At 62.6% G+C, this 18,887-nt stretch carries 20 protein-coding genes and 1 pseudogene; 18 read left to right on the top strand and 3 right to left on the bottom strand.

Features of this window, described 5'->3' with window-relative positions; genetic code table 11:
- The first annotated feature begins 9 nt into the window (after positions 1-9).
- The 8 genes and pseudogenes from GGD57_RS26370 to GGD57_RS26335 all read left to right on the top strand — a co-directional run bounded on the left by GGD57_RS26370 (position 10) and on the right by GGD57_RS26335 (position 5,855).
- Entirely contained in the window at positions 10-318 is a 309-nt protein-coding gene (locus tag GGD57_RS26370; RefSeq protein WP_184473131.1) for a YciI family protein, read from the top strand.
- Positions 319-357: 39 nt separating this feature from the next.
- Entirely contained in the window at positions 358-1,617 is a 1,260-nt protein-coding gene (gene odhB / locus GGD57_RS26365) for a 2-oxoglutarate dehydrogenase complex dihydrolipoyllysine-residue succinyltransferase (RefSeq protein WP_184473130.1), read from the top strand.
- A 12-nt stretch (positions 1,618-1,629) separates the two neighbouring features.
- Positions 1,630-2,367, top strand: coding sequence for a DUF4241 domain-containing protein (locus GGD57_RS26360; RefSeq protein ID WP_184473129.1), 738 nt, complete (start codon positions 1,630-1,632; stop codon positions 2,365-2,367).
- Complete coding sequence (locus tag GGD57_RS26355) at positions 2,364-2,894, top strand: hypothetical protein (protein ID WP_184473128.1); 531 nt, start codon at positions 2,364-2,366, stop codon at positions 2,892-2,894. The genes GGD57_RS26360 and GGD57_RS26355 overlap by 4 nt, the downstream gene beginning before the upstream one ends.
- A complete protein-coding gene (locus GGD57_RS26350; RefSeq protein WP_184473127.1) occupies positions 2,891-3,643 on the top strand; it encodes an SDR family oxidoreductase in 753 nt (250 codons plus the stop codon). The genes GGD57_RS26355 and GGD57_RS26350 overlap by 4 nt, the downstream gene beginning before the upstream one ends.
- Before the next feature lie 54 nt (positions 3,644-3,697).
- Positions 3,698-3,820: pseudogene (locus GGD57_RS26345) on the top strand (LysE family translocator); the annotation flags it as partial.
- Positions 3,821-3,845: 25 nt separating this feature from the next.
- Positions 3,846-5,252, top strand: coding sequence for a dihydrolipoyl dehydrogenase (gene lpdA / locus GGD57_RS26340; protein ID WP_184473126.1), 1,407 nt, complete (start codon positions 3,846-3,848; stop codon positions 5,250-5,252).
- A 102-nt stretch (positions 5,253-5,354) separates the two neighbouring features.
- The gene (locus GGD57_RS26335) at positions 5,355-5,855 is read left to right on the top strand and encodes a cytochrome b (RefSeq protein ID WP_184473125.1); all 501 of its coding nucleotides are present in this window, start codon (positions 5,355-5,357) and stop codon (positions 5,853-5,855) included.
- A 12-nt stretch (positions 5,856-5,867) separates the two neighbouring features.
- On the opposite strand, the gene GGD57_RS26330 is transcribed toward GGD57_RS26335, so the two are convergent.
- The gene (locus GGD57_RS26330) at positions 5,868-6,944 is read right to left on the bottom strand and encodes a TraB/GumN family protein (protein ID WP_184473124.1); all 1,077 of its coding nucleotides are present in this window, start codon (positions 6,942-6,944) and stop codon (positions 5,868-5,870) included.
- 88 nt (positions 6,945-7,032) lie between these two features.
- Positions 7,033-7,968 carry a tyrosine-type recombinase/integrase gene (locus GGD57_RS26325; RefSeq protein ID WP_184473123.1) on the bottom strand — a complete coding sequence of 312 codons (936 nt, stop codon included), beginning with the start codon at positions 7,966-7,968 and terminating at the stop codon, positions 7,033-7,035.
- A gap of 140 nt (positions 7,969-8,108) precedes the next feature.
- On the opposite strand from GGD57_RS26325, the gene GGD57_RS26320 reads away from it, so the two are divergent.
- Positions 8,109-9,059 carry a GNAT family N-acetyltransferase gene (locus tag GGD57_RS26320; RefSeq protein WP_184473122.1) on the top strand — a complete coding sequence of 317 codons (951 nt, stop codon included), beginning with the start codon at positions 8,109-8,111 and terminating at the stop codon, positions 9,057-9,059.
- A 16-nt stretch (positions 9,060-9,075) separates the two neighbouring features.
- A complete protein-coding gene (locus GGD57_RS26315; protein WP_184473121.1) occupies positions 9,076-9,558 on the top strand; it encodes a GNAT family N-acetyltransferase in 483 nt (160 codons plus the stop codon).
- A gap of 45 nt (positions 9,559-9,603) precedes the next feature.
- Here GGD57_RS26315 and GGD57_RS26310 read toward each other — a convergent pair whose 3' ends face one another.
- Positions 9,604-10,536, bottom strand: a complete 933-nt coding sequence (locus tag GGD57_RS26310; RefSeq protein ID WP_184473120.1) for a dihydrodipicolinate synthase family protein — start codon at positions 10,534-10,536, stop codon at positions 9,604-9,606.
- 189 nt (positions 10,537-10,725) lie between these two features.
- Here GGD57_RS26310 and GGD57_RS26305 point away from each other — a divergent pair, with 189 nt between their 5' ends.
- The 8 genes from GGD57_RS26305 to GGD57_RS26270 all read left to right on the top strand — a co-directional run bounded on the left by GGD57_RS26305 (position 10,726) and on the right by GGD57_RS26270 (position 18,782).
- Positions 10,726-12,942, top strand: a complete 2,217-nt coding sequence (locus GGD57_RS26305; RefSeq protein WP_184473119.1) for a primosomal protein N' — start codon at positions 10,726-10,728, stop codon at positions 12,940-12,942.
- A 77-nt stretch (positions 12,943-13,019) separates the two neighbouring features.
- Entirely contained in the window at positions 13,020-13,409 is a 390-nt protein-coding gene (locus tag GGD57_RS26300; RefSeq protein WP_184473118.1) for a DUF4345 domain-containing protein, read from the top strand.
- Positions 13,410-13,664: 255 nt separating this feature from the next.
- Positions 13,665-14,231, top strand: a complete 567-nt coding sequence (locus GGD57_RS26295) for a F0F1 ATP synthase subunit delta (RefSeq protein WP_184473160.1) — start codon at positions 13,665-13,667, stop codon at positions 14,229-14,231.
- Positions 14,231-15,760: a F0F1 ATP synthase subunit alpha gene (gene atpA, locus GGD57_RS26290; RefSeq protein WP_184473117.1), complete on the top strand. Its 1,530-nt coding sequence runs from the start codon at positions 14,231-14,233 to the stop codon at positions 15,758-15,760. Before GGD57_RS26295 ends, atpA begins: the two co-directional genes overlap by 1 nt.
- A 28-nt stretch (positions 15,761-15,788) precedes the next feature.
- The gene (locus GGD57_RS26285; RefSeq protein ID WP_184473116.1) at positions 15,789-16,673 is read left to right on the top strand and encodes a F0F1 ATP synthase subunit gamma; all 885 of its coding nucleotides are present in this window, start codon (positions 15,789-15,791) and stop codon (positions 16,671-16,673) included.
- Positions 16,674-16,696: 23 nt separating this feature from the next.
- Positions 16,697-18,136: a F0F1 ATP synthase subunit beta gene (gene atpD / locus GGD57_RS26280; RefSeq protein ID WP_184473115.1), complete on the top strand. Its 1,440-nt coding sequence runs from the start codon at positions 16,697-16,699 to the stop codon at positions 18,134-18,136.
- The gene (locus tag GGD57_RS26275) at positions 18,136-18,375 is read left to right on the top strand and encodes a hypothetical protein (protein ID WP_184473114.1); all 240 of its coding nucleotides are present in this window, start codon (positions 18,136-18,138) and stop codon (positions 18,373-18,375) included. Before atpD ends, GGD57_RS26275 begins: the two co-directional genes overlap by 1 nt.
- The gene (locus GGD57_RS26270; RefSeq protein ID WP_097610255.1) at positions 18,375-18,782 is read left to right on the top strand and encodes a F0F1 ATP synthase subunit epsilon; all 408 of its coding nucleotides are present in this window, start codon (positions 18,375-18,377) and stop codon (positions 18,780-18,782) included. Before GGD57_RS26275 ends, GGD57_RS26270 begins: the two co-directional genes overlap by 1 nt.
- The last annotated feature ends 105 nt before the right edge of the window (positions 18,783-18,887 follow it).

Below are 18,887 nucleotides of genomic sequence, written 5' to 3'. Positions count from 1 at the left end.
GAGGGCGCAATGGCTTATTTCTTTCTGAGACTGCAGCCGCCGCGCCCGACTTTCCCGCATGACGGAACGGGCGAGGAAATGGCGGCGATGAAACGCCATGTCGAATACTGGCACCGCCATGCTCTTGCGGGATCGGCGATCGTCGTCGGTCCCGTCTTCGAGGGTGAAGGCGCCTTCGGCATGGCAGTCGTCGAAGTCGAGGATCGGGCGGCGGCACAAGCTCTTGCCGACGGCGATCCGATCATCGCTTCCGGCTTCGGTTTCCGTTTCGATATTCTGCCGATGCCTTCGATCATTTTGCGGCCGCCCGCCGTCTGAAACGCATAAACGAAAACACACGAAATCAGGATTTGAACAATGGCCACAGAAATCCGCGTTCCAACTCTCGGTGAATCCGTCAGCGAGGCAACCGTCGGCACCTGGTTCAAGAAGGTCGGCGACGCCATCAAGGCCGATGAGCCGATTCTCGAGCTTGAAACCGACAAGGTGACCATCGAAGTTCCAGCACCCGCCTCCGGTACGCTTTCGGAAATCGTCGCTGCCGCCGGCGAGACCGTCGGCCTCGGCGCGCTGCTCGGCCAGATCTCCGCAGGTGCCGGCGCCGCTGCCGCACCGGCTGCGGCTGCACCGGCCGCCGCCCCCGCTCAGCCAGCCCCGGCCGCTGCTGCCCAGCCGGCGCCGGTCGCCGCTGCTGCATCGTCGTCGAGCGCCTCGGTCTCCACCATGCCGCCGGCACCGGCGGCTTCGAAGATGCTTGCCGAAAACAACCTTTCCGCCGATCAGATCGACGGTAGCGGCAAGCGCGGCCAGGTGCTGAAGGGCGATGTCATCGCCGCCGTCGCCAAGGGCATTTCCGCTCCGGCAGCAGCGCCCGCCGCTCCGGTCGCCGCGCGCGGCCCGTCGACGGTCGAGGATGCCTCGCGCGAAGAGCGCGTGAAGATGACGCGCCTGCGCCAGACGATTGCCAAGCGCCTCAAGGACGCGCAGAACACCGCCGCCATGCTGACCACCTACAATGAGGTGGACATGAAGGCGGTCATGGATCTGCGCAACAAGTACAAGGACATTTTCGAGAAGAAGCACGGCGTCAAGCTCGGCTTCATGGGCTTCTTCACCAAGGCGGTGACGCATGCGCTGAAGGAACTGCCGGCCGTCAACGCCGAGATCGACGGCACCGACGTCATCTACAAGAACTACTGCCATGTCGGCATGGCCGTCGGCACCGATAAGGGCCTCGTCGTTCCCGTTATCCGCGACGCCGACCAGATGTCGATCGCCGAAATCGAGAAGGAACTCGGCCGTCTTGCCAAGGCAGCCCGTGACGGCTCGCTCTCCATGGCCGACATGCAGGGCGGCACCTTCACCATCACCAATGGCGGCGTCTACGGTTCGCTGATGTCCTCGCCGATCCTCAACGCGCCGCAGTCCGGCATTCTCGGCATGCACAAGATCCAGGAACGGCCGGTTGCGATCGGCGGCCAGGTGGTCATCCGTCCGATGATGTATCTGGCGCTGTCCTACGATCACCGCATCGTCGACGGCAAGGAAGCGGTCACCTTCCTCGTGCGCGTGAAGGAGAGCCTCGAAGATCCGGAGCGTCTGGTTCTCGATCTCTAAGGAGCATTTTCGATGCGGAACCGGATCATGCGAGCGGCGCGCCTTCTTCTTTGCGCTGCCGCCGCGCATCTTCCGGTCTCCGCGTCGGCCGCCGGCTGGACGAGCAGCAATTTCGAGCTGGTGGTGCTCAGCGACGCCGAACTTTCCGGGCGGTCGATCAACGTGATCCACATGGGCAATGTCGAGCTGACCTCGGGACGCATCGTCGCGGCCGACCCGCTCGCCCAGCCCGATCGTCCGGCGCTTGCAAGAACGGTTGCGCCGGGTGCCTATCCGGTGACGCTCTACCAGGCCTTCGGGCGCATTGCCGTCGCCGGCATGCGGTTTGCCGAGGGCAAGCCGGATCATTGGGAGCTTGCGGTTCTGCCCGGGCAGGACCCGGCGACGCTGAAGGATGACGAGATTTTCGGCTATCCGGTCGATGCCGGCGTCGGCTGCTATATGGACGCAGAGACGCTCGCTCTGATCGACGAGCGTGAAGCGCAGGTGCAGGCCCAGAAGCCTGACGCCGACATCAATTATTACGACGACGTGCTGGCCGCCGATCTCGATGCCAACAAGGGCACCTATGCGCTGCACCGGCCGGTCGCCGGCAAGAAGGGCAATGTCGCGGTGTTCTGGAGCGGCTGGGGCGACGGTTTCTATCCGGTTTTCTGGGGTCTCGACAAAGACGGCCGCGCGCTGGTGCTGCTGACGGATTTCGGCGTGATCGAGAATGCCGACGGGAAAAGGGAGCCGAAGCTGCAATGAGCGCTGGGACCGGCATCACGGCGGGGCGGAAGGGGGTGGCTGCAATCGCAGCCGCTGCCTTCTTCGGTGTTCCGGTGACCGCCTTCGGCGCCGACTGCAAGCAGGAACAGGCGGTCTATGTCGATCGCGACGCGGCGTATGAATTGCGATTTACGCCGCTGAATTCTCCATCCGCTGCCGCCAGCAATCAGTTCAAGGTCAGCGCGCTCAGGACATCAGTCGTGATGGAAGGTTATGTCATGCCATCGGAAGATCCGGTGCGTACCATCGGCATCCTGATGTTCAATTGTCCCGAAGGCGACGCCACCGGCGCCGATCTCGATGCCTGCACGGTCTGGCAGGGCGCTGTCTACGGCATGAATGCCGAGGGCGAACTCGACAATCTGCAGCCGGAAGGTGCTGCGGCGGCCGAAAAGCTCGTGCTTCCGGGTCTCGGTCCTGCCATTCGCGAATCCAGCGCCTGGGGCGAGGGCAAGGCGTCCGTGGCGCCCTGGGACGTGCTTGTTTTCAAGGAGTGTGCGACATGAGCGATGCCCCTGTTGTTCTCGTGACCGGCGGAAGCCGGGGCATCGGCGCTGCGGTCTGCCGCCTTGCTGCGCACCAGGGCTGGCGTGTCGCGGTGAATTACGCCTCCAACCGCAAGGCGGCGGACGCCGTCGTCGCGGCGATCGTCGAAGGTGGCGGCGAGGCCGTGGCGATTGAAGGCGATGTCGGCAAGGCTCAGGATATCGTCTCGATGTTTGCGGCCGTCGACCGGCATTTCGGCCGGCTCGACGGGCTCGTCAACAATGCCGGCATCGTCGACTATCCGCAGCGGGTCGACGAGATGTCGGCCGAGCGGATCGAGCGCATGCTGCGTGTCAATGTGGCCGGTTCCATGCTCTGCGCCGCGCAGGCTATACGGCGTATGTCGAGCCGGCACGGCGGGCAGGGTGGGGCGATCGTCAACGTCTCGTCGATGGCGGCGATCCTCGGTTCGGCGACGCAATATGTCGATTATGCCGCCTCGAAGGCGGCGGTCGACACGTTCACCATCGGGCTGGCGCGCGAGGTTGCCGCCGAGGGCATCCGGGTGAATGCGATAAGACCCGGCATCATCGAAACCGAGCTCCATGCTTCGGGCGGGCTGCCGGACCGGGCGCGCGAAATGGCGCCGTCGGTCCCGATGCAGCGCGCGGGTTCGCCCGAGGAGGTGGCGGATGCGATCCTCTATCTCCTTTCTCCTTCGGCTTCCTATGTAACCGGCGCGATCCTCAATGTAAGCGGCGGCCGCTAGAGCGACAGGGCGAAAAACAGCATGCAGTCTATTCTCGAATTCCTCGGCCTGATGGCCGTCTTCACGGTCAAAGCAATCCGTGACCGCTTCATCGCCGGCGGCAAATGGTTCAACCGCATCACCGAAGCGGCACTCGTCGGCTTCGGTTTCCGCCTCGCGCTGTCGCGCGCGGACTAAACGATAATCCAAAAGGAAAAAACAAATGTCTTATGATGTGATCATTATCGGAACCGGCCCTGGCGGCTATGTCTGCGCCGTCAAGGCAGCCCAGCTCGGCCTCAAGGTCGCCGTCGTCGAAAAGCGCGCGACTTACGGCGGCACCTGCCTGAATGTCGGCTGCATCCCGTCGAAGGCGCTGCTGCATGCCTCCGAAATGTTCCATCAGGCCGGCCACGGCATGAGCGCGCTCGGCATCGACATTCCGGCACCGACGCTCAACCTCGGCAATATGATGGCCCACAAGGATGCGACGGTGAAGGCGAATGTCGACGGTGTCGCCTTCCTTTTCAAGAAGAACAAGATCGATACCTTCCAGGGCACCGGCAAGATCGTTTCGGCCGGCAAGGTTTCCGTCACCGCCGCCGATGGCGCGGTGCAGGAGATCGAGGGCAAGAACATCGTCATCGCCACGGGTTCCGAGGTTGCCGGCATTCCCGGGGTACAGGTCGAGATCGATGAAAAGACCATCATCTCGTCCACCGGCGGCATCGCGCTCGAAAAGGTGCCGGAAACGCTGATCGTCGTCGGCGGCGGCGTCATCGGCCTCGAACTCGGTTCGGTCTGGTCGCGCCTCGGCGCCAAGGTCACCGTCGTCGAATATCTCGACACCATCCTCGGCGGCATGGACGGCGAAGTCTCCAAGCAGTTCCAGCGCATGCTCGCCAAGCAGGGCATCGATTTCAATCTTAGCGCCAAGGTCACCGGCGTCGAAAAGGGCGACAAGGGCGCCAAGGTCACGTTCGAGCCGGTCAAGGGCGGCGACAAGGTGACGCTCGACGCCGAAGTCGTGCTGATCGCTACCGGCCGCAAGCCTTACACATCGGGTCTCGGCCTGGAAGAGGCAGGTGTGGTGCTCGACAATCGTGGCCGTGTCGAGATCGACGGTCACTTCAAGACCAATGTCGCCGGCATCTATGCGATCGGCGATGTGGTCAAGGGTCCGATGCTGGCGCACAAGGCCGAAGACGAGGGTGTGGCGCTTGCCGAAATCCTCGCCGGCCAGCACGGCCACGTCAATTACGAGGTCATTCCGAGCGTCGTCTACACCCAGCCGGAAATCGCTTCGGTCGGCAAGACCGAGGAAGAGCTGAAGGCGGCAGGCGTTACCTATAAGGTCGGCAAGTTTCCGTTCACCGCAAACGGCCGTGCCCGCGCGATGCTGGCCACCGACGGCTTCGTCAAGATCCTTGCCGACAAGGAAACCGATCGGGTGCTCGGCGGCCATATCGTCGGCTTCGGCGCCGGCGAGATGATCCACGAAATCGCCGTGCTGATGGAATTCGGCGGGTCGTCGGAAGATCTCGGCCGCACCTGCCACGCGCATCCGACAATGTCGGAAGCGGTCAAGGAGGCTGCGCTCGCGACCTTCTTCAAGCCGATCCATATGTAAGCTTACATCTTCGTAACAAAGCCTGGAGCCGCTTGCCGCAAGGCAGGCGGCTGCTTTATTTGTGACGTATCGCAGAGTCCGGCATTTGATGAAGGTGAAGAAATGCAGCAGCCATCCGCCAAGGGTTACAGCCTAAGCCAGCGTCTTCTTCACTGGGCGGTGGCTCTGCTGATCTTCTTCAACCTGCTGTTTCCCGACGGCATGAACATCTGGCATCGGCTGATGCGCAGAGGCGAGGTGTCGACGCCGGAGCAGATTGCGTCGGCGAATATCCATGCCTATGTCGGCATTGCCATCCTGCTGCTCGCGGCCGCCAGGCTCGGGCTGCGTTTTATCAAGGGGGCGCCCGCCGAGGTCGCGGAGGAACCAGCGCTCTTTCGCCTTGCGGCGAAGCTTGCCCATGCCGGGCTCTACATCCTGATCTTCGCCATGCCGCTTTCGGGCATCGCGGCCTATTATTTCGGCATCAATGCCGCCGGGTCGTTCCACGCGGATATCCTGAAAATCATTCTTTGGGCGCTGATCGCGGCGCATGTCGCCGGCGCGCTCGTCCATCAGTTCTATTGGAAAACCAATGTCCTTCGCCGGATGACGCTCGGCTGAGCGCCGGCGGGTTCAGTTCACCGCCGTCACCGTAAAGCCCTGCTGGCGCAGCAGTTCGATGACGCCGTCCTTGCCGGGCAGGTGCAGGGCGCCGACCGCCATGAAGACATTGCCGCTCTCGAGAATGGGGGCGGCGCGCTCGGCCATGACCTTGTTGCGGTCGAGGATGACGCGCTGTTCGAAGGCGGCGTAGTCGTTGCTTTCATCCTTGTCCTCCGGCGTCACGGTCTTCAGCATCGGCATCGTCATGCCGATATCGCCGGAGAGATAAAGGTCGGTCATCGTCTCCACCACATCGCTCATCTTGTCGCCGAGCTCCAGCGTCTCGATCAGCGACTTCAGATGGAATTCGATCGGCAGGTCGGCCATGGCCTGGATCTGTTCGGCCAGCGTTTCCAGCCCCTTGACCTGTTTGCCCTCGGCAACGGCGTCGGTGGCGATCTTCTGGTCTAGGAATTGTACGCCTTTCGCCTTGCGGGCGATTTCGCAGGCCGGCAGGGCTACGGCGCTGGAGATCATCCATGGCCGCATGCGGGAGACGGCGCTGAGCGGGATACCACGCTGCTTGAGGCCTGCTTCGAGGCGCTTGTAGTCCTCGGGAGAAAGCAGCTTGTCGATCGTCGTGCCGTCGGTGAACATGGTCAGCTCCGGCCTTGCGAGCAGGGCGGCGGTCGCTTTGCGCTCATCGAGAATCTCGTCGGATTCGATAATGATCGTATTCGCTGCGTCGTGGGCGGCCTGGGCGCGCGGCGGCAGGGCCAGCACACGCGGATCGGTGACATGCATGCTGCCGAGCAGCCACGAGGGTGCAAGTCCGGGCTTTTCGATTTTCCAGAAGATGCCCTTGCCGTTCGGCGTTGCCTCGGCTTCCTTCACCGCTTCGGCATAGCGGGCCGGATCGTTCTGCTGCAGTTCGACCATCAGGTTGCGACCGGTGCAGGCTGCGTCTTCGGCCGCTGCCGGCCTTGCCACGAGGAAGGCGACAAACAAGGCCGCGAGCAGCAGCATATGAAAGGCTGCGATCAACCAGAGAAGCAGATTGGCCGACACTGCAAGGTAAGACGTCCGGCGGCCGATTGATATCGTCATGATGGTGTTTCCGATCACATGCCTTGTGCCTGCCATGCTCTACGCCCGGCTTGCGCATATTCCCTTAAGAGAATGCGTTAACGAAAGCTTAGGCGCGCGGATGGGCGCGATCATACACTTCCAGGAGCCGCGAGGCATCCACCCCGGTATAGACCTGCGTTGTCGAAAGGCTGGCATGGCCGAGCAGTTCCTGAATGGTGCGCAGATCGCCGCCGCCGGCAAGCAGGTGGGTGGCGAAGGAGTGACGGAGCGCATGGGGCGTGGCCGTCTCCGGCAGGCCGAAGGCGCTGCGCAGTTTCTGCATGGCGCGCTGGATGATTGCCGGCTGCAGCTTGCCGCCGCGCGCACCGCGAAACAGCGGCTCTGCTGCCTCCAGATCGTATGGGCAGAGTGTGCGATATTTCTCGACCGCGTCGAAAACCACGGAGAGCAGCGGTACCAGCCGCGTCTTGTTGCCCTTGCCGGTGATGCGCAGTGTCGTGGCACCCTTTTGCAGATCGGTGGGAACAAGATCCAGCGCCTCGGAGATACGCAGGCCGCAGCCGTAGAGCAGGGTCATGACGGCCGCGTCGCGCGCGGCGATCCAGGGTTCGTCGTGAAGTTGGGCTTCGTTGCTGACGACGGTGATCGCCTGGGTATCGGACAGCGGCTTGGGCAGCGATTTCGGCTGCTTCGGCGAGCGGATCGCGCTGGCGCCGGCGGCATTGACCAGGCCCTTCTTTTCGAGATGGCGCAGCAGCGAGCGAAGGCCGGCGAGATTGCGGCCGAGCGAGCGGGCGCCGGAGCCCTGCTTGCGCCGGGCCGCCAGGAAGGCGCGGAAATCGGCGGGGCGCAATTCCCTGATATCGCCAAGCGTCGTCGGGCCGGCGAGATGGCCGGTCAGGAAGGTCAGGAACTGGCGGGTGTCGCGCTCATAGGCATCGAGCGTATGCTCGGAAAGACGGCGTTCGCGGGCGAGATTTTCGAGCCATGCGGCCCGTTCCGCCATCAGGCCGGGATCGGCGATGATCAAGAGTTCGTTCACGTCACTGGCCTTGAATTTGCCTTCAAGTCCGCCAATTTGAAGCAGGAACGGTTATGGAATTGCTAATGCCGGCCAAACCTTTGTCATCCCCAGATCATATTCTACTGCGATAGCTTTATACCCCATAGACAGGATCTTTCATGGCACGGCGCGATTCCATGACGGCTTTCGGACAGCTCGCGGAAGCGATCGCTCTCGTTTCACAGGGAAAGCCCGGTCATATCGTCGACACGCTGATTGCCGAACGCGGCCAGAGGATCGTGAAACATCCGCTCTGGCCGGTCATGCGGCCGTTCCTCTACACGCTGCTGCGCTACAACAAGGCGATCGAATTCGCCAATGCGGTTGCCAAAATGCCGGGTTTCCAGTCGTTCGAATATCTGAGCGGCGTGCTGAAACTCGACATCGGCATCACCAATGGCGAACGCATTCCGAGTAGCGGCGGCTTTATCCTCGTCAGCAATCATCCCACGGGCATTGCCGACGGCGTTGCCGTGTTCGATCTCCTGAAGGCACGCCGCCCGGATATGATGTTCTTCGCCAATCGCGATGCGATCCGCGTCAATCCTCGCTTTGCCGAGATGATCATCCCGGTCGAATGGCGGGAGGAGCACAAGAGCAAGCTGAAGGCGCGCGAGACGCTGCAATTGACCAACCACGCGGTGCGGGAAGGCAAGGCGACGGTGCTCTTTCCCTCCGGCCGCATCGCCTACTGGGCGAACGGCCGGCTGAACGAACGCCCATGGAAGACTTCGGCCGTCGGGCTGGCGCGCAAATACAACCTGCCGATCCTTCCCGTCCACATGACGGCGCGCAATTCCGGCCTGTTCTATTGGCTGGCGAAGTGGTCGACGGAACTTCGCGACATGACGGTGTTTCACGAATTGCTGAACAAACGCGGCGACCGCTTCGATTTCGTGATCGGCAATCTCATTCCGGCCGAACATCTGGATGGCGATCTCAACGAGGTGACGAAGGCGCTGGAGAAACATACGGTGCACGATATGGCAGCCGATGGTGACGCGACCTTCGCGCCGGTCGGCCCGCCGGCCGCGGCGATCCCTCGCGAGCTTCCGGTTCCCGCCATTTAAATCGATCGGCGCTGCCATGACGATCGATATCCGCATGATCCGCGATCGATTGCCCGATGACATCGCCGATCTCGAAAGCGAGGCTCGGCGGGAAGGATATTCCCATATCGCCCGGCTGATCGATGACTGGTCGGCCGGCGCCGTCAGGTTCGAGCGTGACGGCGAAAGGTTGCTGGGCGCCTATGTCGATGAGGCGATCGTCGGCGTCGGAGGCGTGACCATTGAAGCCGCCATGCCGGGCGCGTTGCGGATGCGGCGGTTCTACATCAGCCCGACAATGCGCGGACGCGGTATTGGCCGGATGCTGGCCTTGGCGCTGCTCGACCATGCGCGATCCTGCTGCAGCATCGTCACCGTTCATGCGGGAAATGCCGATGCGGCGAAATTCTGGGAGTCGCTCGGATTTCAGGCCACCGGGCCGGACGGGCACACACATCGCCTCGATCTGCCTAGGCCGGGTGAGCGCGACGATCCAGCGGTCAAGGATTCGCGCCGCTGATGGAGGGCAACGTACTGCGGTGCGATCCGCAGGCGGGGTCGAGATTTACGCTCCGATCTCGCGGAGGCGGATGGCCTGGCGCGCCAGCAACCGCTCGACATCGGCAATATCGAGTGCCGAGAGGCTCGCGCCCGGTTTGCGCAGGGTGGCGGATTTGATCACGCCGCGTTTGGCAAGCACATATTTGCGGCAGGCAAGGCCGATGCCCTGCTGCTGTTCATAGCGGGCGAGCGGCAGATAGGCGTCGAAGATCGCATGGGCGCGATCGGGATGTCCGGCCGCATAGGCCTCGACGACGCCGACCATCATCTCGGGATAACAAAAGCCGGTCATGGCGCCATCGGCGCCGCGGCTCATCTCTTCCGGCAGGAAAAGCCCGCCATTGCCGCAAAGGATGGAGATGCGCCGCATGCCGCCCTTGTCGCTGGCGGCGCGAAGTGCCGATATCTTCGCAAGGCCCGGCCAGTCCTCGTGTTTGAGCATGACGCAGTTCGGCACCTCGTTGACGATGCGCTCGATCACCTTGGGCGCGATCGTCACATTGGTGGTGAGCGGATAATCCTGCAGCACGAAGGGCGTATCGCCCAGGGTTTCGCCGACCGACTGGTAGAAGGCGAAGGCCTGGTCGTCGGTCTTGACCGTCCAGGGCGGTGCAACCATGACGCCGGCAGCACCCGCTGCCATGACCGCTTCGGAAAGTTCGCGCATCGGAGCAAGCCCCGGCGCCGAGACGCCGACGACGACGGGCAGACGCCCGTCGAGGCGCTTCAGCACACGCTCGACCACGGTCCGCGATTCCTCGGCGGTCAGCTTCGGCGCCTCGCCGAGTTGGCCAAGCACCGTCAGGCCGGTGACGCCGGCGCCTTCGTAGAAATCGACCATGCTGTCGATGCTTGCAAGATCGAGCGCGCCGTCATCGGTGAAGGGGGTTACGGCGATCACATAGACGCCCTTGGCATCTTCGGTCAGTCTGGCCATCGGTGCTCTCCAATTCAGCGGCCGAAGAGCGGTACTTCGGCATTTCGAACAAGATCGTCCGGCAATCTATGCAGCCAATCGCTTGCCCGGCAAGCTTTTCGTTCAGGCTGCAGGCGACCACGGATGCAAGAGACGCCGCCTCGTCTTTGCGGTTCCAATTGCATCGATTTGCGGGCATGGTCTCGCCCGATGAGCACAGATTCGTCCGATCTCTTTGGCGCGCTTTTCGAGGCACCGCCCGCGAACCGAACGGTTCCCGTGCTGGTGCCGATGCCGGCGCCGAAACCCTATTCCTATTCGGTGCCGGATGGCATGGCGGTCGAGCCCGGCTCGGTCGTGCAGGTGCCGCTCGGGCCGCGGCAGGTGATCGGCGTCGTCTGGGACGGCGGCGAGGATGGTGTCGATCCGAAGAAACTGCGGCCGATCAGCCATGTGTTCGACTGCCCGCCGCTTTCCCGGGAGATGCGCGATTTCATCGATTGGGTGGCGACCTATACGCTCTCGCCGCCGGGCCTCGTCGCGCGCATGGCGCTGAGGGCGCCGAATGCCTTCGAGCCGGAGCCGATGGTGGAGGGGCTGAAATTCGTCGGCGGCGAACCGGAGCGGATGACGCCGGCGCGCGCCCGGGTGCTCGATACGGCCTCCGACGGGCTTTCCTGGACGCGCAGCGGCCTGGCGCATGCGGCGGGGGTTTCGACGAGCGTCGTCGACGGGCTGATCACGCTCGGCATTTTCGAAACGATATTCCTGCCGCCGCCGCCGGTGGTGGCGATGCCCGATCCGGATTTCGCCGCCGCACGCCTCGAAGGGCCGCAGAAGGCGGCGGCCGAAGAGATCGTGTCCGACATCCGCAAGGGTGAGTTTTCGGTGTCGCTGATCGACGGGGTGACCGGCTCCGGCAAGACCGAGGTTTATTTCGAGGCGATTGCCGAGACGCTGAAACGCGGCAGGCAGGTGCTGATCCTGCTGCCGGAGATCGCGCTGACGGCGAGTTTCATGGAGCGCTTCCAGGATCGCTTCGGGGCGAAGCCGGCCGAATGGCATTCCGATCTGGCGCCGCGCATGCGCGAAAAGGTCTGGCGCCAGGCGGTGACCGGCGAGGTGCGGGTCGTGGCCGGCGCCCGCTCGGCACTCTTCCTGCCCTTCGAGGATCTCGGTCTGATCATCGTCGACGAGGAGCACGATCCCGCCTACAAGCAGGAGGATCGCGTTTTCTACAATGCCCGCGATATGGCCGTGGTGCGCGGCCGCATCGGTGATTTTCCCGTCATTCTGGTGTCGGCGACACCGTCTGTCGAAAGCCAGGTCAACGGGCAGAGCGGGCGCTACAGCACCGTCCACCTGCCGACGCGTTTCGGCGACGCGGCGCTGCCGGACCTGCATCTCATCGATATGCGCCGGCACGCGCCGGAGCGCGGCGGCTTCCTGTCGCCGGTGCTGATCCGGGCGATCGGCAAGACGGTTGAAAAGCGCCAGCAGGCGCTGCTTTTTCTCAACCGTCGCGGCTATGCGCCGCTGACGCTCTGCCGGGTCTGCGGCCACCGGTTCCAATGCCCGCAATGTTCGAGCTGGCTGGTCGAGCATCGCTTCCGCAAGCAGCTGCAATGCCATCAATGCGGCTATGCCGAGCGCACGCCGGAAGCATGCCCGGAATGCGGCACGCTCGACCATCTCGTCGCCTGCGGGCCGGGCGTCGAGCGAATTGCCGAGGAGGTGGAACGGCATTTCCCCGAGGCGCGGACGATCGTTCTCTCCTCCGATATCATGGGCGGGGTGAAGCGGCTGCGGCTGGAGCTCGATGCAATCGCCAAGGGCGAGGCCGATATCGTCATCGGCACCCAGCTGGTCGCCAAGGGGCATAATTTTCCGCTGATGACGCTGGTCGGCATCGTCGATGCCGATCTCGGCCTTGCCAATGGCGACCCGCGCGCTGCCGAGCGCACCTTTCAGCTCCTGTCGCAGGTGACCGGCCGGGCCGGGCGCACCGGCCTCAAGAGTCATGGGCTGCTGCAGACCTACCAGCCGCAGCATCCCGTGATGCAGGCGATCGTGTCGGGCGATTCCGACGCCTTCTACGAGCGCGAGATCACCGAACGCGAACGCGCCATATTGCCGCCGTTCGGCCGGCTCGCCTCGATCATCGTTTCGGCCGAAACCCGCCATGACGCGGAAAACCATGCGCGCGGCATGCGCAATGCGGCGCCGCAGGTGTCGGGCATTGCGGTGCTCGGCCCTGCCGAAGCGCCGCTGGCGCTGGTGCGCGGCCGCCACCGCTTCCGCCTGCTGGTGCACGGCCGGCGGAACTCCGACATGCAGGGCTTCCTGCGGGCGATGCTGTCGCAATCGCCCAAGGAACGCGGATCGGTACAGGTGCAGCTCGACATCGATCCGCAGAGTTTTCTCTAAAACATACCCCCGCCATTTCCTCCTTTTCGCGCCCATGCCATAAACACCGAATCATCCGGGCGATTTGGGGCTGACGCATGGAATTTTACTTTCCGACCGAGCTTGGCGAGCAGCTTGCCTTTTGTTCCGCCGCTTTCACGGCGTTCGCCGGTTTCATCATGATGTTTGCGCCGGGCCACGCCCTGCGTCTTCTCGGCTTGCAGGCGCGGGAGGGACGGCCGGAAGGTTTCGGCGAAGCGCGCTCGATGGGCGGTTTCTATCTCGGCTTCGGAGCCTCGGCGATCATGCTCGCCCAGAGCTGGATCTACATGGCGCTCGGCGCCTCCTTTGTGATGGCCGCCTTTGCCCGCATCGTCTCGATCCTGTCCGATAAGGGGAGTAATCTCGTCAACTATTTACTTCTGGTTGTGCAGATTGCTTTGGCCGCCCTGCCGCTGCTCTATGTTTTCGGCTTCATCCAAACGTGAATCTTCTGGCCGGCAGACGGTCTCCCTGGCCGTCTTTCAGGCCGTTGCGCAATTTTGCGAACAGAAATTCATGTGAAAGGCGTATTCGGGCATTACGCGTGTTGCGAGTCCGAACATCCTATGTTAGACGGACCCCGAATTTCGGAAGAAGCAAGAGGCTTCTCTTGTGATTTCTGGGGGAAATCAAAACGAATTCAAGATCATAGGTTCGGCGCCCGCCGAGAGCCGGATTTTGAGTTGAAATCAGGGAAATTTGTGCCAGTGGCAGACACGTCCCAGCTTACATCTGGTGTTGCCGAGCGCTATGCCTCGTCGCTTTTCGAGCTGGCGCTCGAGCAGGGCGCCGTCGATAGCGTAACCGCCGATCTTGACCGTTTCCAGGCGATGCTGGATGAGAGCGCCGATCTGAAGCGCTTCGTCGCAAGCCCGGTTTTCTCTGCCGAGGATCAGCTGAAGGCGATCGTCGCCATCAGCGAGAAGGCCGGCGTCAGCGGCTTCTTCGCCAATTTCCTGAAGGTCGTGGCGAACAACCGCCGCCTGTTTGCCCTGCCGGGCATGATCAAGGCCTTCCGCATCATCGCCGCGAACCATCGCGGTGAAACCTCCGCCGAGGTCACCTCGGCGCATGCGCTTTCTGAAGCGCAGGAAACCGAATTGAAGGCGGCACTCAAGAGCGTCACCGGCAAAGACGTGACGATTGCCGTCACGGTTGATCCGTCAATTCTTGGTGGTCTGATCGTTAAGGTCGGGTCCCGTCAGATTGATACGTCTCTTCGTACCAAACTCTCTACCCTTAAGCTCGCATTGAAAGAGGTTGGCTGATGGATATCCGCGCCGCGGAAATTTCCGCAATTCTCAAAGACCAGATCAAAAATTTCGGCAAAGAGGCAGAAGTCTCGGAAGTCGGCCAGGTTCTCTCCGTCGGTGACGGCATCGCTCGTGTCTATGGTCTGGACAATGTCCAGGCCGGCGAGATGGTCGAGTTCCCGGGCGGCATCCGCGGCATGGCGCTGAACCTCGAATCCGACAATGTCGGCGTCGTCATCTTCGGCTCCGACCGTGACATCAAGGAAGGCGACACCGTCAAGCGGACCGGCGCCATCGTTGACGTTCCTGTCGGTCCGGAACTGCTCGGCCGCGTCGTCGACGCGCTCGGCAATCCGATCGACGGCAAGGGCCCGATCAACGCGACGCGCCGTTCGCGCGTCGACGTCAAGGCTCCGGGCATCATTCCGCGCAAGTCGGTTCATGAGCCGATGTCGACCGGCCTCAAGGCCATCGATGCGCTGATCCCGGTTGGCCGCGGCCAGCGCGAGCTTGTCATCGGCGACCGCCAGACCGGCAAGACCGCCATTCTTCTCGACGCCTTCCTCAACCAGAAGGCCATTCACGACAACGGTCCGGAAGGCGAAAAGCTTTACTGCGTCTACGTCGCCATCGGCCAGAAGCGTTCGACCGTTGCCCAGTTCGTCAAGGTGCTCGAAGAGCGCGGCGCACTGAAGTATTCGATCATCGTTGCCGCCACGGCTTCCGATCCGGCCCCGATGCAGTACCTGGCACCGTTTGCCGGCTGCGCCATGGGCGAATATTTCCGCGACAACGGCATGCATGCGCTGATCGGCTACGACGACCTGTCCAAGCAGGCCGTGTCCTACCGCCAGATGTCGCTGCTGCTGCGCCGCCCGCCGGGCCGCGAAGCCTATCCGGGCGACGTTTTCTACCTGCATTCGCGCCTCCTCGAGCGCGCTGCGAAGATGAACGACGACAAGGGCGCCGGCTCGCTGACCGCTCTGCCCGTCATCGAAACGCAGGGCAACGACGTTTCGGCCTTCATTCCGACCAACGTGATCTCGATCACCGACGGCCAGATCTTCCTTGAAACCGACCTGTTCTACCAGGGCATCCGCCCGGCCGTGAACGTCGGTCTGTCGGTTTCCCGCGTCGGTTCGTCGGCGCAGATCAAGGCGATGAAGCAGGTTGCCGGCTCGATCAAGGGCGAACTCGCCCAGTATCGCGAAATGGCCGCCTTCGCCCAGTTCGGTTCGGACCTCGACGCTGCGACGCAGCGCCTGCTGAACCGTGGCGCACGTCTGACCGAACTCCTGAAGCAGCCGCAGTTCTCGCCGCTGAAGACGGAAGAGCAGGTTGCCGTGATCTTCGCCGGCGTCAACGGCTATCTCGACAAGCTGCCGGTCGCATCGGTCGGCAAGTTCGAGCAGGGCTTGCTTTCGTACCTGCGTTCGGAAGGCTCCGCCATCCTCGACGCAATCCGCACGGAAAAGGCAATCAGCGACGATACCAAGGGCAAGCTCAATGCTGCTCTCGATAGCTTCGCAAAGTCTTTCTCGTAATCGGGCCCTAAGTTAGGACGGATAACGGATGCCTTCACTCAAGGATCTGAAAAACCGGATCGCCTCCGTCAAGGCGACGCAGAAGATCACCAAGGCGATGAAAATGGTCGCTGCGGCGAAGCTTCGGCGCGCGCAGGAGGCGGCCGAGGCCGCCAGGCCCTATTCGGAACGCATGGGTGCGGTTCTGGCGAACATCGCCAAGGCCGTCACCGATGCCGATGGCGCGCCGGCGCTGATGACCGGCACCGGCAAGGACCAGGTCCATCTGCTCGTCGTCTGCACCGCCGAACGCGGTCTTTGCGGCGGCTTCAATTCGCAGATTGCGCGTTTTGCCCGCGATCACGTCCGCAAGCTGATTGCCGAGGGCAAGACGGTGAAGATTTTCACCGTCGGCAAGAAGGGTTACGACATCCTTCGCCGCGAATATGCTTCGCTGATCGTCGAGCGCAAGGAACTGCGCGAAGTCAAGAAGATCGGCTTCGAGAATGCCGACCAGATCGGCAAGCGTCTCATCGAGATGTACGAGGCCGGCGAGTTCGACGTCTGCACGTTGTTCTACTCCGAGTTCAAATCGGTCATCTCGCAGATCCCGACGGCGCAGCAGCTTATCCCTGCCCAGGCTCCCGACGTTGTTGCCGAGGATGCAGAACATGCCGGCGCCGTCTACGAATATGAGCCGGATCCGGCAGCGATCCTCGACGATCTGATCCCGCGCAATATCTCAGTCCAGGTCTTCCGCGCGCTCCTTGAGAACGTCGCCGGCGAAATGGGCGCCAAGATGAGCGCGATGGACAATGCGACGCGTAATGCTGGTGAGATGATCAATAAGCTGACGCTGAGCTACAACCGCCAGCGTCAGGCGCAGATCACCAAGGAACTCATTGAAATCATTTCGGGCGCGGAAGCGCTCTGAAGCTAGGAAAAGAGGGTCAGAAAATGGCTGAGGCAGCTACCCCCAAGACCGGCTCTGTCGGCAGAGTCACCCAGGTTATCGGCGCCGTCGTCGACGTTGCTTTCGAAGGCGAACTGCCGAAGATCCTGAACGCGCTGGAAACGACCAACAACGGCAACCGTCTGGTTCTCGAAGTCGCGCAGCACCTGGGCGAAAACGAAGTCCGCACCATCGCGATGGACTCGAGCGAAGGTCTCGTTCGCGGCCAGGAAGTCACCGATACCGGTGAGCCGATCCTGGTTCCGGTCGGCAACGAGACGCTCGGCCGCATCATGAACGTCATCGGTGAGCCGGTCGACGAAGCCGGTCCGCTGGTCACCGCCCACAAGCGCGCCATCCACCAGGACGCACCGGCTTACGTCGATCAGTCGACGGAAGCGCAGATCCTCGTCACAGGCATCAAGGTCGTCGACCTGCTCGCGCCTTATGCACGCGGCGGCAAGATTGGCCTGTTCGGCGGCGCCGGCGTCGGCAAGACCGTTCTGATCATGGAACTGATCAACAACGTCGCCAAGGCGCATGGTGGTTATTCGGTTTTTGCGGGCGTCGGTGAACGCACCCGCGAAGGCAACGACCTTTACCATGAAATGATCGAATCGAACGTCAACAAGCATGGCGGCGGCGAAGGCTCCAAGGCTGCGCTCGTTTACGGCCAGATGAACGAACCGCCGGGTGCGCGCGCTCGCGTCGCTCTGACCGGCCTGACGGTCGCCGAACACTTCCGCGACCAGGGCCAGGACGTTCTGTTCTTCGTCGATAACATCTTCCGCTTCACGCAGGCAGGTTCTGAAGTGTCGGCTCTGCTCGGCCGCATCCCGTCGGCCGTCGGCTACCAGCCGACGCTCGCAACCGACATGGGCCAGATGCAGGAACGCATTACGACGACGACGACGGGCTCGATCACCTCGGTCCAGGCCATTTACGTTCCGGCCGACGACTTGACCGACCCGGCGCCGGCAACCTCGTTCGCCCACTTGGACGCAACGACGGTTCTGTCGCGTTCGATCGCTGAAAAGGGCATCTACCCGGCCGTCGACCCGCTCGACTCCACCTCGCGCATGCTCGACCCGATGGTCGTCGGCGAAGAACATTACGAAGTCGCCCGTAAGGTTCAGTCGACGCTGCAGCGCTACAAGGCCCTGCAGGACATCATCGCCATCCTGGGCATGGACGAACTGTCCGAAGAAGACAAGATCGCGGTCGCCCGCGCCCGCAAGATCGAGCGCTTCCTGTCGCAGCCGTTCTTCGTCGCCGAAGTCTTCACCGGCTCGCCGGGCAAGCTGGTTGCTCTCGAAGACACGATCAAGGGCTTCAAGGGCCTCGTCAACGGCGAGTACGACAGCCTGCCGGAAGCTGCCTTCTACATGGTCGGCTCGATCGACGAAGCCATCGAAAAGGCCAAGAAGCTCTCTGCAGCTGCTTGATGACCGATGCCTTGGACGAGATATTCTGCTGCGACTCCCTGAAAGGGGTCGTGGCGGATCTTCCGGAGCCGGCAGCGCCGACCATCTATCGCGCCGATAACGGCGTGATGATGATGGTGGTGGGTCTGGTCCAGAGCGAGGAAGGCCTCGGTTACCTCGACCAGGCAATAATGCACTGCCCGTTCTGCGGGACTAAATTGCAAGATGCGAAAGCCATAGCCGAGAAGGTAAGTCACTGATGGCTGACAATTTCAACTTTGAGCTCGTTTCGCCGGAGCGTCTGCTGCTGTCGGAGATGGTGACCGAGGTCGTCATTCCTGCGACTGAAGGCGAAATGACCGTCATGGCCCACCACGCGCCGACGATGACGACGATCAAGCCCGGTGTCGTGAGCGTGCGTTCGGCTTCCGGCAGGAAGCAGGACTATGTCGTGTTCGGCGGTTTTGCCGATATCCTGCCGACCGGCTGCACCCTGCTTGCCGAATCCGCGGTTCCGGTCGAGGAACTCCACAAGGATGAGCTGACCCGTCGCATCGAAGCCGCCCGCCTGGAGCTCGAACATGCCGAGTTGCACGAGCACAAGTCGAAGCTCGAGCACTTCATCATGGAACTGACGCATCTGAGCGGCATCGTTCAACAGGACTGATCGCAATCAACTGCGATGACGAAAGGCGGCTGCAAGAGCCGCCTTTTTTGTGTCCGTCGATCTGTCGGCTGACGAAAGACAGGCCTGTCGGGCGGATTGATAAGT

Source organism: Rhizobium esperanzae (assembly GCF_014197615.1).
Lineage (GTDB): Bacteria > Pseudomonadota > Alphaproteobacteria > Rhizobiales > Rhizobiaceae > Rhizobium > Rhizobium esperanzae_A.
The sequence above is the reverse complement of the archived record's forward strand: the minus strand, read 5'-3'. Positions and strand labels throughout refer to the sequence as shown.